General features: G+C 38.9%; 14 protein-coding genes and 1 pseudogene. 4 read left to right on the top strand and 11 right to left on the bottom strand.

Going from position 1 to position 16,253, the window contains the following annotated elements:
• Positions 1–57 precede the first annotated feature (57 nt).
• The 6 genes and pseudogenes from ilvD to HT697_RS01280 form a co-directional block, all read right to left on the bottom strand.
• Positions 58–1,761, bottom strand: coding sequence for a dihydroxy-acid dehydratase (gene ilvD, locus HT697_RS01305; protein WP_000137346.1), 1,704 nt, complete (start codon positions 1,759–1,761; stop codon positions 58–60).
• 232 nt (positions 1,762–1,993) lie between these two features.
• The gene (locus HT697_RS01300; RefSeq protein ID WP_173261819.1) at positions 1,994–2,926 is read right to left on the bottom strand and encodes a transketolase family protein; all 933 of its coding nucleotides are present in this window, start codon (positions 2,924–2,926) and stop codon (positions 1,994–1,996) included.
• Positions 2,923–3,780, bottom strand: a complete 858-nt coding sequence (locus HT697_RS01295) for a transketolase (protein ID WP_173261816.1) — start codon at positions 3,778–3,780, stop codon at positions 2,923–2,925. The genes HT697_RS01300 and HT697_RS01295 overlap by 4 nt, the downstream gene beginning before the upstream one ends.
• Before the next feature lie 3 nt (positions 3,781–3,783).
• The gene (locus tag HT697_RS01290) at positions 3,784–5,130 is read right to left on the bottom strand and encodes a PTS ascorbate transporter subunit IIC (protein ID WP_000975300.1); all 1,347 of its coding nucleotides are present in this window, start codon (positions 5,128–5,130) and stop codon (positions 3,784–3,786) included.
• 12 nt (positions 5,131–5,142) lie between these two features.
• The gene (locus tag HT697_RS01285) at positions 5,143–5,427 is read right to left on the bottom strand and encodes a PTS sugar transporter subunit IIB (protein WP_000912476.1); all 285 of its coding nucleotides are present in this window, start codon (positions 5,425–5,427) and stop codon (positions 5,143–5,145) included.
• Between the two features lie 3 nt (positions 5,428–5,430).
• A pseudogene (locus tag HT697_RS01280) lies at positions 5,431–7,460 on the bottom strand (BglG family transcription antiterminator).
• Positions 7,461–7,651: 191 nt separating this feature from the next.
• On the opposite strand from HT697_RS01280, the gene HT697_RS01275 reads away from it, so the two are divergent.
• From HT697_RS01275 to rpmG, 4 genes are all read left to right on the top strand, one after another.
• Positions 7,652–8,659 (top strand): SPFH domain-containing protein, encoded by a 1,008-nt coding sequence (locus HT697_RS01275; RefSeq protein WP_000136847.1) that lies wholly within the window; start codon positions 7,652–7,654, stop codon positions 8,657–8,659.
• Positions 8,660–8,661: 2 nt separating this feature from the next.
• Positions 8,662–8,862 (top strand): PTS ascorbate transporter subunit IIC, encoded by a 201-nt coding sequence (locus tag HT697_RS01270; RefSeq protein WP_000796544.1) that lies wholly within the window; start codon positions 8,662–8,664, stop codon positions 8,860–8,862.
• A 151-nt stretch (positions 8,863–9,013) separates the two neighbouring features.
• Positions 9,014–9,196, top strand: a complete 183-nt coding sequence (gene rpmF, locus HT697_RS01265) for a 50S ribosomal protein L32 (protein WP_000290417.1) — start codon at positions 9,014–9,016, stop codon at positions 9,194–9,196.
• A gap of 15 nt (positions 9,197–9,211) precedes the next feature.
• On the top strand, positions 9,212–9,361 hold the full coding sequence (gene rpmG / locus HT697_RS01260; protein WP_001265622.1) for a 50S ribosomal protein L33: 150 nt from the start codon (positions 9,212–9,214) through the stop codon (positions 9,359–9,361).
• 707 nt (positions 9,362–10,068) lie between these two features.
• Here rpmG and rpsD read toward each other — a convergent pair.
• The 5 genes from rpsD to HT697_RS01235 all read right to left on the bottom strand — a co-directional run bounded on the left by rpsD (position 10,069) and on the right by HT697_RS01235 (position 16,164).
• Positions 10,069–10,680: a 30S ribosomal protein S4 gene (gene rpsD, locus HT697_RS01255; protein ID WP_000092756.1), complete on the bottom strand. Its 612-nt coding sequence runs from the start codon at positions 10,678–10,680 to the stop codon at positions 10,069–10,071.
• Between the two features lie 194 nt (positions 10,681–10,874).
• Positions 10,875–11,927: a HAMP domain-containing sensor histidine kinase gene (locus HT697_RS01250; RefSeq protein WP_173219975.1), complete on the bottom strand. Its 1,053-nt coding sequence runs from the start codon at positions 11,925–11,927 to the stop codon at positions 10,875–10,877.
• Positions 11,924–12,622, bottom strand: a complete 699-nt coding sequence (locus HT697_RS01245; RefSeq protein WP_173219973.1) for a response regulator transcription factor — start codon at positions 12,620–12,622, stop codon at positions 11,924–11,926. The genes HT697_RS01250 and HT697_RS01245 overlap by 4 nt, the downstream gene beginning before the upstream one ends.
• A 166-nt stretch (positions 12,623–12,788) precedes the next feature.
• A complete protein-coding gene (locus tag HT697_RS01240) occupies positions 12,789–15,032 on the bottom strand; it encodes a PavB family fibronectin-binding SSURE repeat adhesin (RefSeq protein ID WP_173261809.1) in 2,244 nt (747 codons plus the stop codon).
• Between the two features lie 115 nt (positions 15,033–15,147).
• Positions 15,148–16,164 (bottom strand): glycosyltransferase family 2 protein, encoded by a 1,017-nt coding sequence (locus HT697_RS01235; RefSeq protein ID WP_173219967.1) that lies wholly within the window; start codon positions 16,162–16,164, stop codon positions 15,148–15,150.
• Between the last annotated feature and the right edge of the window lie 89 nt (positions 16,165–16,253).

Below are 16,253 nucleotides of genomic sequence, written 5' to 3'. Positions count from 1 at the left end.
ATACCTACGGCAAGGCGACATTGACGTGGTTTGAAGAGATTTTCGAAGAGTATGAGTTTATTTTTTACCTGACTTGTCCATATTCCAGAAGTCTGTCACAGCTCCGCGTGAAGCAGATGATACGATATGGGCATATTTACCGAGGACACCACGACTGTAAAGCGGTGGCAAGGTTGTTTCTGCCTTGCGTTTTTCAAGTTCTTCTTCAGATACGGCCATGGAAATTTCTTTGGTATCTTGGTCAACCGTAACGATATCGCCTGTACGAAGGTAGGCAATCGGTCCACCATCCTGAGCTTCAGGAGCGATATGTCCAACAACCAGACCATAAGTCCCACCAGAGAAACGACCATCCGTCAAGAGGGCAACCTTGTCTCCTTGACCTTTACCAACGATCATTGATGAAAGTGACAGCATCTCAGGCATACCAGGACCACCCTTAGGTCCAACGAAACGAACAACAACTACATCGCCATCAACGATTTCATCTGTCAGAACGGCCTGAATAGCATCTTCTTCTGAGTCAAAGACCTTAGCTGGCCCAACGTGACGACGTACTTTAACACCTGATACTTTAGCAACCGCACCATCAGGGGCAAGGTTTCCGTTCAAGATGATAAGTGGACCATCTGCACGTTTTGGATTTTCAAGTGGCATGATGACTTTTTGACCTGGTGTAAGGTCTGCAAAGTCAGCCAAGTTTTCAGCTACAGTCTTACCAGTACATGTGATGCGATCTCCATGAAGGAAACCATTTGCCAAGAGATATCTCATAACCGCAGGCACACCACCGACTTCGTAGAGGTCTTGGAAGACATACTGACCAGATGGTTTCAAGTCGGCCAAGTGAGGCACACGCTCTTGGATCGTATTGAAGTCCTCAAGTGACAAGTCAACATTGGCAGCATGGGCAATGGCAAGCAAGTGAAGAGTGGCGTTTGTAGAACCACCGAGAGCCATAGTCACAGTGATGGCATCTTCAAAGGCTTCACGAGTCAAGATGTCTGATGGTTTGAGACCAAGTTCCAACATCTTAACAACAGCACGTCCTGCTGCTTCGATGTCTTCTTTCTTATCAGCTGATTCAGCTGGGTGAGATGAAGAACCTGGCAAACTCATACCCAAAACTTCGATAGCAGTCGCCATGGTATTAGCAGTATACATACCACCACAGCCACCAGGGCCAGGGCAGGCATTACATTCAAGACGTTTTACGTCCTCAGCTGTCATATCACCGTGGTTCCATTTTCCGATACCCTCAAAAACAGAAACCAAGTCAATGTCTTTGCCATCAAGATTTCCCGGTGCAATAGTTCCACCATAAGCGAAAATAGCTGGGATATCCATATTAGCAATGGCAATCATAGAACCAGGCATGTTCTTGTCACAGCCACCGATAGCAACAAAGGCATCGACGTTATGACCACCCATAGCCGCCTCAATGGAATCCGCAATAATATCACGAGATGTCAAAGAGAAACGCATACCAGGCGTTCCCATGGCAATCCCGTCCGCTACGGTAATTGTCCCAAACTGCACAGGCCAAGCGCCTGCAGATTTGACACCTTCTTTAGCCAGTTTCCCGAAATCATGCAAGTGAATGTTACATGGTGTATTTTCCGCCCAAGTCGAAATCACTCCCACAATCGGTGTTTCAAAGTCCTTATCTGTCATACCAGTCGCACGAAGCATAGCACGGTTTGGTGATTTTACCATACTGTCATAAATGCTACTGCGGTGACGTTTATCTAATTCAGTCATTTGTTCCCTCCCATTTCAGTTTTTACTATTATAGCACATTTTAAAAGCAATGAACAGAAGAAAATTCTTGAATTTTCAGAAAATTCTATATACATATGAAATATTTAAAACTAAAAACAACAAAGCGGATTAGTGCACTTTCTGATGACCAGAATATGCTTTTTAATCCGCTTTCTTTAAATAACGTACTGTAATTGTTACAAAAATTCTTTCAGAACAGTGTATTTAACATCTATCTTGCATTATAAATTTCTAGAACCTTCTCTTTTATATTCGATTCACTCAAACCATATTCATTAAGAAGATAATCCATTTTCCCTACTTGACCGAATCTTTCTTGAACACCCATCCGATGAATTTTTGTTATTCCATCATCAGAGAATAATTCACATAAAGCACTGCCAATTCCACCTATCTGATTGTGGTTTTCTACAGTAAATATAGTTTTTCCACTTAACATTGTTTTTATCTGTTCTGGTATCGGTTTGATTCTAAATAAATCTATCACACCTACTGAATAACCTAATTTAGACAGTTCATCTGCAACTCGAATACTTGGAGCAACCATTATACCAGAAGCAACGATTACAACATCTTCACCATGTCTTAACTCAATGTAGCCTTTAGAAAAATCTTCTCCACCTTGATATACAGCCTCTGGAGCTTTTCTAATTGTTCGAATATATTTCAGTCCTTTTAAGTCTAATGTCTGGTTCAATATTTCACGAAATTGGATATCATCAGTTGCTTCAAAAATGATCGATTTAGGAATTAAACGTAACAATCCAATTTCTTCAAATGGCATATGTGTACCACCATTCATTTCTGCAGTTACTCCTGCATCTGATCCAATCACAGTGGCATCCAATTGTGCGTATCCAAGAGAAATAAATAATTGATCAAATACTCTTCGTGAAGCAAAAGGACCAAATGTATGAAGATAGGGTCTAAACCCCTGAATAGATAAACCTGCTGCAAGCCCGACCATTTCTGCTTCCATAATCCCAACATTCACATAACGGTCTCCGAAGTCCTTTTCAAGATTATTAGTAGCCATCGAACTTGACAAATCGGCTTCTAAGACTACTATATCAGAATAACTTTGATTAGCCTCTAAAAGGAAGTCTCTATATACATGCCGTAATTCTTTCGTACTTCTCATCATTCTGTTTCCTCCAATTCCTGACTTAATCTTTCTACAACTGAAGTTAACATTTGTTTCTCCTCTACAGTAGGGCGAAGATGATGATTGGATTTCATTTCTTCCAGCTCTCGAACTCCTTGACCTTTAATAGTGTCTAATACAATACACTTAGGGGATGAATTATTTGACTGTTTTAATTGGATAATCCCTTCATAAATTTCTCTAATATCTGAACCATTGACCCTAATGGATTCAAATCCAAATGATGAGAATTTTTCTACAAAATCACCTGGATTACAAATATCCTTTGTAAAACCATCTAATTGTTTTTTGTTATCGTCTACAAATACAATTAAATTAGATAACTGTTGATGAGAAGCAAACTGTATAGCCTCCCAACATTGTCCCTCATTTAACTCACCATCTCCAACAATAGCATAGGTATAAAAGGGACTTTTTCTTATTCTCTGACCATATGCAAGTCCGGTTGCAACACTAATTCCTTGTCCTAAAGAGCCCGTTGTCATATCTATGCCTGGCGTTAGATTTCTATCAGGATGAGACGGTAATTTGGTTCCATTTGTATTTAAAGAATATAAGAATTCTTTGTCAAAGAAACCATTCAAATAGAGTGTACTGTATAGAGCTGGTCCTCCGTGACCTTTTGATAATATGAAATAATCTCTATCTCGCGATGCAAATATTTCTGGAGTCATTGGCATTATTTCACCATAAAGCACTGCTAGAACTTCTACGATAGACAGGCTCCCTCCATAATGACCAAATCCAAGATGATTCAAGGTTTCAAGAGTATTTAATCGGATGTTAGTCGCAAATTTTCTTAACTCATCTTCTCTATTTTTACTTAAAATCATCCCTTATTCCTCCTTTACAGATGGCTTTTTAATAAAGGATACTCCAAACATAACTGCTAAAATAAGAACAAGACCAATCACAATGCCTGCTTGTGAGCCAAATTGATTTAACATTCCTAAAATAATTCCTGATAGACCAAAATCTGCATCTGAGAAAGTTGATCCTTGGAAACCAAGTCCTCCCAAAACTGGCATTAAAAAGACTGGAAGAAAACTGATTAAAATACCTTGTAAAAATGCTCCAATAGTGGCTCCACGAACACCACCAGATGCATTCCCAATAACACCTGCAGTCGCTCCACAGAAGAAATGAGGCACAACGCCTGGTAAGATAACAACCGTTCCTGAAGCAATCATAATTGCCATACTTACTAAACCACCAACAAAACTAGAGATAAATCCAATTAGAACTGCATTGGGTGCATAAGTATAAACAATCGGACAATCCAAAGCAGGTTTTGAATTAGGTACAAGACGCTCTGAAATACCTTTAAAGGCTGGAACAATTTCACCCAAAATAAGGCGAACACCTGCTAAAATAACAAATACACCTGCTGCAAATTGACCTGCTAATTGTAAAGCATAAACTAGACCACTTGTACCACTACTGATTTCTTTTTCTATATATTCTGACCCTGCAAAGATAGCTACAATAATATAAATAACTGCCATGGATAAAGTAATACTAACAGTACTATCACGTAAAAAAGCTAGACTCTTTGGAAATTTAATGTCCTCTGTTGATTTTGATTTGTCACCGATAAGGCTACCAGTAAAACCACTCAACCAATATCCCAAAGAACTGAAATGACCTAAAGCCACCTTGTCATTTCCAGTTAATTGAACCATATATTTTTGCACAAATGCTGGGGAAATACTCATAATAATACCGAGTGCTAATCCTCCTAGTAAGATAAGAGGCAAACTTGTAAAGCCAGCAACTGATAAAATGACTGCAATCATACACGCCATATATAGAGTGTGGTGCCCTGTTAAAAAGATATATTTGAATCGAGTAAAACGAGCAATTAAGATATTGAATACCATACCTGCAAACATAATCATTGCAGTAGCTGAGCCATATGTTGTTAAAGCTACAGCTACAATTGCTTCATTATTCGGCACAACGCCAGATAAATGAAAAGCATGCTCAAACATGGTACCAAATGGATTTAAAGAATTTTGTACAATTCCTGCACCACCAGATACAACTAAGAAACCAACAAAGGTCTTAATTCCACCTTTAATAATATCAGGTAATTTCTTCTTCTGAAGAACTAATCCTAAGATTGCAATTAAAGCTACTAAAATAGCTGGTGTACTAACAATATCCAATATGAACTTCATCATGACGCTAGCCTCCTATATAAGTCCTTTTTCTTCACAAAGTTTAGTAATTAATTCTCGTAGTTCATCCATATCAATAATACTATTTAAGATACGAACATCTCCAAGATGACTAGCTGAATCAGCTAGATCACGACCAACAATCCAAATATCAGCAGCATTTGGATCTGCTCCACCTAAATCATAGTGTTCAACTTCTACATCTGAAACATTCAAATCACTCAATACAGATTCAATATTCATCTGTACCATAAAACTTGAACCTAATCCTGAACCACAAGCTGTACCAATTTTTAACATTATTTAATCCTCCTGTTTAATTATCATTTCAATGTCATCATAGTTTTTTGATGATATTAAAGTTTGAACATGATTTTTATCTCTTAAAATTGTTGTTAAATGTGACAAAGCCTTTAAATGACTTTCATTATCAATGGCTGCAATACAAATCAACAATCTTACCTCTTGTTCTGGATTATCCAATAAATAAATCGGTTCTTCCAAAACTAACATTGACATTCCTATTTCATTCACACCTTCATCTGGCCGAGCGTGAGGAATTGCTACTCCCTTCCCTAAATTAATAAAAGGTCCAAACTCTTCTACTTTTTGAATCATTGCCTCAGGGTAGTTCTCAGTTATCTTATCTTGATCCAAAAGCGGTTTAGCTGCTAAACGAATCGCCTCCTTCCATCCTAATTTTTGCGAACTCACCTGATAGGTTTCTTTGGTAATAAGTTGTTCTAGCACTGGTACAATTTCCTTTCTATCATTTTTTTGATAAAGATAATTCTTTAACGCCAATCTTAATTCCAATTCTTGTGTAATAATTCCATATCTTTTGACAATATTCAGGATTTGTTCAATCTCAAAATCCCCATACTCTAAATTCGGAAAATCTTTTAACACTAGTTCTACTAGTTGTATTGCTTGCTCTTCAGTCATCATAACCGAAACTAGATAATTTGGCTTTTCTGTCTCCACCTTTATGGTAGAAAAAACCATATCATAGTCACTACTAGTTTTCGCCTGTAAATCATCAATCTTTGAGGTTCCTATGAACTCAATTTGAGGAAATAATGCTAATAGATTCTCTTTTAACATCAATGAAGAACTAACACCATTAGGACAAATGATTGCTGCTTTATACCATTTTTGAGGCAAAGTATCTGCTTTCTTTAAATAACCTCCGAAATGGATAACAAAATATGCTGTTTCACTATCAGGTATGGGCTTGTCAATAGCGTCCATCAAGGGAGTCAAAGAATCTTTTACTAGTTCAAATAAATCAGGATAATGTTCTTTAACATGCAACACATATTCATTTGAACTAGGTAGACCGAACTTTAATCTATAGTAAGCCGGTATAAGATGGCGACGAAGATTTTCTCTCAATCCTTCCCTTTGTTTAAAATGTAACAAAGAAATATCTTCCATTCTACTTATAATAGCCTCTGTTAATTGATTAAAGTAAACCGGAGCAACATCTACTTCACCTTCAAAGCAACTTGATAATAAAACGGTGATATAGCGATAATCATCCTCAGAAAACACCGTATCTATAATTCCCAAATCAACCACTGTATCCAATAAAATAGTGGTTATATCTTGAATAACAGGAGATACTAATGTCTCTGAAAGACCTACTCTTTCAACATCCCTTTGATACCTACACAGAATGAATACTAAACCGAAAAGGCAAACTTTTAATTGATTAACAATAGGTACTAGCTGTAGCTTCTCATAATAATCTTTAACTACCTGATTTATCAAATCATAAGTTAATGAATACCCCCAACTGGATAAAACATAATCCAAACCCCAAATTCCTATGGAGGATTCCAGCAACTCACTAACCATTTGAAAAGCTAAACGGTGCTTATTCCACTCTGAACCGTGTAAAGTATAACCTTTTGCTCTACTGTACCCTAGCTCCAAATCATTATCTAACATAATCTTTCTTAATGATTGAATATCAGATAAGGTTGTATTCTTACTTACTTTCAAAAAGTCTTGGTAATGATTATTCGATATAAAATCTAATCGGCAAAAAGTGTAAAGATAGATCAAAGCTAAGCGAGTCGACTTTGGTAAAACCAATTCATCCGACTTAATAATATCTGTCAAAGACTGCTTCGTACGATTTGATAAACTATAGCGACCTTGCTTTTTATCCAGCACTATCCCTTTATTAGCTAGATAAGGCACTAAATAATCTATTCCTTCTTTGACTTCCTTTATAGGTAAGCTCCCTTAACAGATAATTCATATAATGATAGCTCACAATGATCCATCAAAGTCATCAAAATAACTAGTGCTCTATAATCAAACATTTCTCTTCCTTTCTAACTACAATTATAGTGTAAAAGTTATAAGAATAAAAGAGTATTTGAGCACAATATAATCTCACCTTTTAAAAGAAATTATTGGGCTGAAAGTTTTTAGTGATTATTTTTCTACTTTTTCTTGAATTTATAAATTAAAGCGATATTATTTAGATATCAAATAATGGGAGGTCATTCTTATGACTGAAAAACTAATCAATTCAAAACCAAATGGTGTATTCGCATTGATTCTCATTGAGTTGACGCTCGTACTTGGTGTCTTTATATTTATAATGGGTGTTGGTTCGGAAAACATTTTTGGAATTATTATCGGACCTTTACTAATCGTAATTGCAGCGCTAACTCATGCTGGTTTAAAAGTTGTCAAACCTCAGGAGGCTCTGGTTCTGACACTCTTTGGTAACTATACAGGTACCATCAAAGAACCTGGCTTTTACTTTGTCAATCCCTTCAGCGTAGCAGTCAACCCTGCAAACCACACTCGACTTGGACAAAGTGGTGATGTTAGCACAAAATCTCCTTTTTTAGGAGCTAAATCATCAAATGGCAATGATGTAAATCTTGAAATTGGCAAGAAACAGATTTCCCTCAAAGTCATGACCTTGAGCAATTCTCGTCAAAAAATCAATGATTGCTTAGGAAACCCTGTAGAAATCGGTATCGCGGTAACTTGGAGAGTTGTCGATACCGCTAAGGCAGTCTTCAACGTTGATAACTACAAAGAATATCTTTCATTGCAATGTGATAGCGCCCTCCGTAATATTGTCCGCATCTATCCTTACGATGTGTCTCCTAATGTGGATACTACGGGTGACGGGCAAGCAGATGAAGGTAGTCTCCGTGGCTCTAGCGAAATTGTTGCTAACCGTATTCGTGAAGAAATCCAAAGTCGTGTTGAGGATGCTGGCTTGGAAATCCTTGAAGCACGTATCACTTACCTAGCTTATGCTCCAGAAATTGCTGCCGTTATGCTTCAACGCCAACAAGCATCTGCCATTATTGATGCACGGAAGATGATTGTAGATGGTGCTGTAGGAATGGTTGAAATGGCACTAGAACGGCTCAATGAAGGGGAATTGGTAGAACTTGACGAAGAACGAAAAGCTGCCATGGTTTCAAATCTCCTTGTCGTTCTTTGTGGCAATCATGATGCACAACCAATTGTCAACACAGGAAGTCTTTACTAAAGATGGCTGAAGCTAAAAAAAAGCAGATCCCCCTTCGACTCTCAACAAAGTTATACGCTGCACTCGCATCATGGGCAGAAGACGACTTTCGTTCAGTCAATGGGCAAATCGAATATCTCCTCACAGAGTGTGTCAAGCAACGGAAGAAAGACGGAAAATACGTATCAGAAACCATTGACGAACCATTTGAGATTGATATTTAACATCTTCTCCTGTCCGACTTGTCAGACAGGAGAATTTTTTCATCTTTTTTTGTCAAGTAACTTTACTTTACAAAAAAAATGTGTTATCCTAGTATGGTTGATGAAAATCAGTAGATTGAATCGAATATAAATACCTAAAGGAGAAATCAAAATGGCAGTACCTGCACGTCGCACTTCAAAAGCGAAGAAAAACAAACGTCGTACACACTACAAAGTAACAGCTCCATCTGTAAACTTTGACGAAACTACTGGAGATTACTCACGTTCTCACCGTGTATCACTTAAAGGATACTACAAAGGACGTAAAATCGCTAAAGCTGCATCAGCTGAATAATAGAAGGGAGATACCATGCGCGTAAATATTACACTTGAACACAAAGAATCTGGTGAACGCTTGTACCTTACTTCTAAAAACAAACGTAATACTCCAGACCGTCTTCAATTGAAGAAATACTCACCAAAACTTCGCAAACACGTTGTGTTTACAGAAGTGAAGTAAGCATTCAATACGAATCAATACAGAAGAAAAACGCTTGATCAGCGTTTTTTCTTTTTGTTAATTATCTTATATTTCAATTCAAACTCTACTCGTCCTACAATCTTTTTTGTAAAACTGATTTGATTCAGGTAATTTTAGGACTCTACTTAACCAATGTCATCATTGTTTACCTATATTATACCTGATATGCAAAATGGAAATTGGTAACACGGGTTCTAATTTCAGTAAAATGGACTCAAACCACAAACACACTCTGAGGAAATATAAAAATAAAAACTTGAAATATTGGGTGTTATATGTTAGAATGAACTTACAATGTGAGTAAAGTTACAGCATATGTAACTAAAAAGCCCCACCGTGCCACCGATGGGGTTTTTTGCTACCCTCTTAAAGGGTTAACCATTACTTCTTACGTTTCTTAAGCCATAACTTGAAAAGCTCAGATAACACGTTAATAAGTAACGGAGCTAGAAACACTGTGAGTAAAGTTTCTAACATATGTAACACCTCCCTTCATTAAATTGAGGGGGCCAAAACATTATATCATACCAGATTTATATCATCAACATCACTTAATTATTGGAATAGATAGACTTAGATACACAAATAACCTTACTAACAAATCTCTATACAAACCCAGAAATCAACGTTTTAAGACAAAGCAAAAAGCCCACTGTTGTAGGCTTCTTACAATATAAAGTCTTATCTTAAAGCATTTTGTTGTAGAATTCAACGACAAGTGCTTCGTTGATTTCTGGGTTGATTTCGTCGCGTTCTGGCAAGCGAGTCAATGAACCTTCCAATTTTTCAGCATCGAATGATACGAATGCTGGACGTCCAAGAGTAGCTTCTACTGCTTCAAGGATAGCTGGAACTTTCAATGATTTTTCACGAACTGAGATCACTTGACCTGGAGTTACGCGGTATGATGGGATATCAACACGTTTTCCGTCAACAAGGATGTGACCGTGGTTTACGAATTGACGAGCTTGACGACGAGTAGTCGCAAGACCAAGACGGTAAACAACGTTATCCAAACGACGTTCCAAAAGAAGCATGAAGTTGAAACCTAGGATTCCGCCTTTGATTTTTGTAGCTTGTACGAACAAGTTACGGAATTGTTTTTCACCTACACCGTAAGTGAAACGAAGTTTTTGTTTTTCAGCCAATTGCAAACCGTATTCTGACAATTTAGAACGGTTGTTTGGTCCGTGTTGTCCTGGTACGTAGTTACGACGTGCCAATTCTTTACCTGTACCTGTAAGTGAAAGGCCAAGGCGACGAGCTTGTTTCCAAGATGGTCCTGTATAACGTGACATGTAAATGTCCTCCTGATATAAATAATATTTCGGTGGAAATAGTCACTTAGAAAGCCCTGATTCGTGCAGATGCCCTTCGCCTAAACAGCCAAGGTTACTTATCATAAGACACCTGTTGACGAGCTTCATGCTTTCCTGCTGATATTTCGCACAAAATCCATTCTACCATGAATGGCTAGATTTGTAAAGGGGTTTTAAGCTTTATTTTCATTGCCAGAGAGGTTAAGAAGGAGGGTAAAGGTGCTTCCGAGGCCGTACTGACTGCTGACTGTGATTTCCCCACCCAATTGATGAGCCAATTCACGCGCAATCGCAAGCCCTAAGCCATGCCCACCTGTCTTCATGTTACGTGAAGTTTCGACACGATAAAGGCGTTTGAAAATATTCTCCAAGTCCTCTGGGGCAATCCCCTGTCCTTCATCGGTCACACTGATTGAAAGCTGGTTCTTCTCCAGCTTAGCCACCACTTCCAGTTTGGTTCCTGGTGCTGAGTATTTAAAAGCGTTATTGACCAGATTCACCAAGATACGAGAAAGTTTGGCATAATCTCCCTCAATCCGGGCAGACTCTGGGATTACCTGCAAATGGACATCTCGCTCCTCCTGCTCAATCAAGAACTGAAACTCACTCATGCACTCAATCAAGAGCTGATCCAGAAAAATGCTGTCTTTGCTAGTAGTTTCCACCTGATTTCTAGCTGTATTTAGAGTCAAAAAATTCAACTCTTCAACCAGTTTATTGAGCCTTTCCGTCTGACGCCCAATGGTTGCTAGATAATGCTCCTGTTCTCCTTCCTTGATAACCCCATCCAAAATCCCTTCTACTGTCGCTTGAATCGAAGTAATGGGAGTCTTGATATCATGCGATAGCTGGGCAATCATCAAGCCCTTTTCTCGTTCGCTTTCTTCCAAGGAATCAAAGGTTGCCTGCAAATCATGGGACATTTCATTGAAAGCTTGGCCTAATTGCTGAAATTCTACAGGTCCTTGAACCTCCAGATTTGATGGAAAATCCTTGTCCGCTACCCGCTTGGCATGTTCCTTGAGTTTGCCCAACGACGTAAATACAGGCGATAGGAGAAAGAGACTAATCCCAGCACCGACAAGGCTGGCAACGATGGTCATTCCAAGCAAAAAATAAATCTCACCTTTCTCAATCAGCATTTTTTGAACAGCCCAAAAAACAACCAAAATGGTTAAGAGGGTTGAAATAATATATCCAACCAAAATATAACTTTTTAGTTTCATGTTTGTCCTCTCGGTTTCTCTATCTTATATCCCAAGCCCCAAACTGTCTTAATAGTGGGCGTTTGGTCACTACTATATTTTGCCAACTCCTGTCGAAGAGCATGGATATGCACATTCAAGGTATTGGTATCATCCACATAGTCTTCTTGCCAGACCTTTTCATAGAGGTCTGTCTTGGAGAAAACTCTCTCTGGATTGCTAGCTAAAATCCACAGCAATTCAAATGATTTAACAGTCAAATCCAGCATTTCTTCTCCTATTTGAACTTCATGACTACTATGATTCATTTTCAGATTGCCAAGGGAAATCAGCTCTGTTTCGCCCCCACGATGAAGGCGGCGCAAAATATTGTTAACCCGCAAAACCAGCTCACGAGGGCTAAAGGGCTTAGCAATAAAATCATCTGCTCCCAAGCTCAGACCGTAAATCTTGTCCTGTTCACTGGTCTTAGCAGTAATAAATAGGAAAGGCTGCTCTGGTGATAAGTATTGAACCTCACCGATTAAATCATAACCATCCATCCGAGGCATCATGACATCTGTGATAATCAAATCAATCGGTTTTTTCTTGAACAGCTCTAGCGCTTCCAGTCCATCATGGGCTACCAAGACCTGATAACCTGCCTGAATTAAGTATCTCTGATGAATATCGGTGATTTCTACCTCGTCGTCAACGAGTAAAATTGTCTTTCCCATCTGTCTCTCCTTTGATAAAAACAGTGCTATACTGCTTTAAGTATAACACTATTTTTATTGTTTTACGATGATTTTAATCTGCTATTGAAAGAAAGTCCTGATAGCTGATTGAGTTGGTAAACTAGCCTTAGTCAGCCCACTATCCATCATTTATTTCCTTAGCTGATTAGTTTTCTTCTTTTTTGTTTTTCAAACCTAGACCACCGAGTAAACCTGCGAGTGCAAGCCCAAGGAAACCAATACTTGCCATTGATGTTTGAGCTTCACCAGTATTTGGTAGCATAGCTTTATCATCTGACATCATCTTGTCTGACATCATCGTATCAGCCATCTTATTGGCAGAAGCAGCCATGTTTTCACCTGCCATCGTATTGGTAGAGCTTGTCATGGTGTCAGCAGGCATGCTATCTGTAGTACCTGGAGCTGGAGTCTCAGTCTTCATACCTGATTTTTCCATTTGGTCATTTGCTGGCATTGCTTTATCAGTCTCTTTGGCTGGTGCCATCATGTCCTTATGGTCAGCAGCTGTTTGATGAGTCGCACCTGTAGCATGACTGTGATTCATCGGAGTCACGCCAGAACCAGAGTTAGAAGGTGAGAATGAACCATTTGCTGTGCCTGATGTTTCTTTAACATTTATCTTAATAGTAACTTGTTTAGTTGCTACGACATTTGTCAAATCTGCTTTACCATCTTTGTTACCGTAAACTTTAACAGTAGCTTTATAAGTTTGAGTACCATTAGCACGAAGCTGATCAATTAAATCTTGACCTTGTTTACCAACAGTATTGCCATTTAAGTCTACTTCATAGAAATATTGACCTTTTGTTTTCACATTTTCTCCTAATGGAGATAAAGCAGGATTTTTAGCTACACCATTATCAGACCATGGAGCCTTATCAGAAGCTTTGAGCAAGAGACGAGTCAACATACCATCACCTGCGAAGAGTTCATAAGGAATTACTTGGTTTACACCGGCAGTGAATGGACCTTTTCCTTCAGCTTTTTCAAGATAAGCAGCAGGAACATCGATACTGTCTTTAACGTTATCTTTAACAGCTTTTTCGACAGTTTCTTTAGCAACTAATCCATTGATGTTGATGTCTACATTTTTAGTAGCAACTAGATTAGTCAAGTCAGCTTTACCGTCTTTATTTCCGTAAACTTTAACAGTAGCTTTATAAGTTTGAGTACCATTAGCACGAAGCTGATCAATTAAATCTTGACCTTGTTTACCAACAGTATTGCCATTTAAGTCTACTTCATAGAAGTATTGACCTTTTGTTTTCACATTTTCTCCTAATGGAGATAAAGCAGGATTTTTAGCTGTACCATTATCTGACCATGGAGCCTTGTCAGATGCTTTGAGCAAGAGACGAGTCAACATACCATCACCAGCGAAGAATTCATAAGGAATTACTTGATTTACACCGGCAGTGAAAGGACCTTTTCCTTCAGCTTTTTCAAGATAAGCTGCTGGAACATCGATACTGTCTTTAACGTTGTTTTCAACTGCAGAGTTAACATCGCTTCTTGTTACAAGACCGTTCAAGGTAATATTGACTTTACGTTCCTTGACAACCTTATTCAAATTTGGTTTATCACCGGCTGCTTCATAGACAGTCAGGGTAGCTTCATAGGTATTTGTACCATTAGTACGAAGTGTATCTAACAAATCCTGATCTTGCTTACCTGTAGTGTTACCATTCAAAGATACTTGATAGTAATACTTGCCATCAGGTAAATTTTTCACTGGTGGAATTTTTTCATTTTTATCCTTACCATTATCTGACCATGGAGCCTTGTCAGATGCTTTGAGCAAGAGACGAGTCAACATACCATCGCCTGCGAAAAGTTCATATTTAAGCGGTTTGTTTACACCAGCCAAGAAAGGACCGGAAGCTTTGGCTTGTTCTAGGTAGCCCGCTGGGACATCGATACTGTCTTTAACATCCTCATCGACAGCTTTTTTAATATCTTCTGGAGTTGCTTGTGTCCCATCCACATCAGCTGTATCTACAGCGTCTTTTAAGACATCTGTTAGCTCTGGATTTTCTTGAGCTTCTTCACCTTTTTCAAAAAGTGTATCCAGACGAGAAGGGCTTGTTTCCTCGCTCACTTCAGTTCCTTCTGTAGGTGTAGAAAGTGAGTTTGTATTTCCAGTAACGGCCTCAGGTTTCGCTTGAGCAAGAACGGTGTCTCCCTGAGTTTCTGCTAAGTCACCCTCTTTCGTTACCGATTCCCCTTCAGGTAAGACTTGAGCAGGGGTTGGATTGAGCCCATCGGCACGTACAGAACTTGGTTGACCAACTAGGACAAAAAAGCCACTGGCCACAACAACTGAGGCAACACCGACACTAAGACGGCGAATAGACCAACGAGTATATCTTTGATTTGGATTGAATTTCATAGGATTCTCCTTAGAGTTTTTCTTTATTTGATGACTCTAGTATAATCTCCTAAAATTAAAAAGGACTAAGAAAAAGTTAAAATTTTTCTTAAATCCCTCTTATAAAATACTTATATCAATTAAATCCATAAACAGATTTGGTGATTTGATAGACAACATTGGAAAGTTTGCGAGCTGGCAAGACTGAATGTTTGGTCAAACGACTCAACATGGTCTTGCGGATAGCATGAAAAACCTCTGGATTTTCCCGCTGAATATAGGTCCACAGCTCCCGTTTTTTTGCCAGATGTTCCGCTGTTCCAGCTCGGTTGAGCAGGGCACTGGAAATCACCGTCGTAATCTCAATATGATTCAGCAAATATTCTCGCATTTTGGGGTGGCTCACTTTGGATAAATCAAGCTGGTCTACCAAGAGTCGATTGACTTTCAGTTGCTGGTCAATGCGCTTAATCATCACTTGCTCATTGACAGACTGGTCCTCACGCCCAATCAAATAACGATAGAAATCGACAGGCAGATAGTACATGGTCTTGACCTGCTGAAGGGGGGTAAAGACAAAAAGATTATCGACATAAAAAGTATGTTCAGGCAGTTGGAACTGGCTCGCTCGCAACAAATCTGTCCGATAAATCAGCGAATGCATCATGATATACTGGCCTTTTGAGAAATTTCCGACCTGATCCCAGCCAAAAATCTGCTGGACAGGCAAGACTGACTCATAACTCATACTCTTCTTGCGAGACTGACCTTCTTTTTCATAGACAAAATTGGTCACAAAGGCGTCAACCTCTTGACCCTTGCTCTCAAGTTCCTGCAAGGTTTCAAGAATTTTCAAGTAGGCACGAGGATCCACCCAGTCATCACTGTCAACTACTTTAAAATAGCGCCCAGAAGCCTCCGCCAAGCCGCGATTGACCGCACCGCCATGGCCTTTGTTTTCCTGATAGATGGCTCTAACGATGCTAGGATACTTGCTGGCTAAACGCTCAGCTATTTCCTGAGTCTGGTCCTGAGATCCGTCATTGATAATCAAAATCTCAACTTGCTCACCACCAATCACTAGCGACTCCACACAGTAATGAAGATAGGCTGCGGCATTATAGCTAGGGATGGCGATAGACAATAACTTCATAATCTGCTCCTTTAGGGGACTGATTTTTTCTTATACTCTTCGAAAATTAAATTCAAACCGCGTCAACGTCGCCTTGCCGTAGGTATATG

It is taken from the genome of Streptococcus sp. 1621 (assembly GCF_013276615.1).
Taxonomy (GTDB): Bacteria; Bacillota; Bacilli; order Lactobacillales; family Streptococcaceae; genus Streptococcus.
The sequence above is the reverse complement of the archived record's forward strand: the minus strand, read 5'-3'. Positions and strand labels throughout refer to the sequence as shown.

Excerpts from the sequence above, each read along its gene's own strand:
- HT697_RS01275 (WP_000136847.1), top strand. The coding sequence starts at position 7,652 with ATGACTGAAAAACTAATCAATTCAAAACCAAATGGTGTATTCGCATTG.
- ilvD (WP_000137346.1), bottom strand. The coding sequence starts at position 1,761 with ATGACTGAATTAGATAAACGTCACCGCAGTAGCATTTATGACAGTATG.
- rpmF (WP_000290417.1), top strand. The coding sequence starts at position 9,014 with ATGGCAGTACCTGCACGTCGCACTTCAAAAGCGAAGAAAAACAAACGT.
- HT697_RS01240 (WP_173261809.1), bottom strand. The coding sequence starts at position 15,032 with ATGAAATTCAATCCAAATCAAAGATATACTCGTTGGTCTATTCGCCGT.
- rpmG (WP_001265622.1), top strand. The coding sequence starts at position 9,212 with ATGCGCGTAAATATTACACTTGAACACAAAGAATCTGGTGAACGCTTG.
- HT697_RS01250 (WP_173219975.1), bottom strand. The coding sequence starts at position 11,927 with ATGAAACTAAAAAGTTATATTTTGGTTGGATATATTATTTCAACCCTC.
- HT697_RS01290 (WP_000975300.1), bottom strand. The coding sequence starts at position 5,130 with ATGATGAAGTTCATATTGGATATTGTTAGTACACCAGCTATTTTAGTA.
- HT697_RS01270 (WP_000796544.1), top strand. The coding sequence starts at position 8,662 with ATGGCTGAAGCTAAAAAAAAGCAGATCCCCCTTCGACTCTCAACAAAG.
- rpsD (WP_000092756.1), bottom strand. The coding sequence starts at position 10,680 with ATGTCACGTTATACAGGACCATCTTGGAAACAAGCTCGTCGCCTTGGC.
- HT697_RS01295 (WP_173261816.1), bottom strand. The coding sequence starts at position 3,780 with ATGATTTTAAGTAAAAATAGAGAAGATGAGTTAAGAAAATTTGCGACT.
- HT697_RS01245 (WP_173219973.1), bottom strand. The coding sequence starts at position 12,622 with ATGGGAAAGACAATTTTACTCGTTGACGACGAGGTAGAAATCACCGAT.
- HT697_RS01285 (WP_000912476.1), bottom strand. The coding sequence starts at position 5,427 with ATGTTAAAAATTGGTACAGCTTGTGGTTCAGGATTAGGTTCAAGTTTT.
- HT697_RS01300 (WP_173261819.1), bottom strand. The coding sequence starts at position 2,926 with ATGATGAGAAGTACGAAAGAATTACGGCATGTATATAGAGACTTCCTT.
- HT697_RS01235 (WP_173219967.1), bottom strand. The coding sequence starts at position 16,164 with ATGAAGTTATTGTCTATCGCCATCCCTAGCTATAATGCCGCAGCCTAT.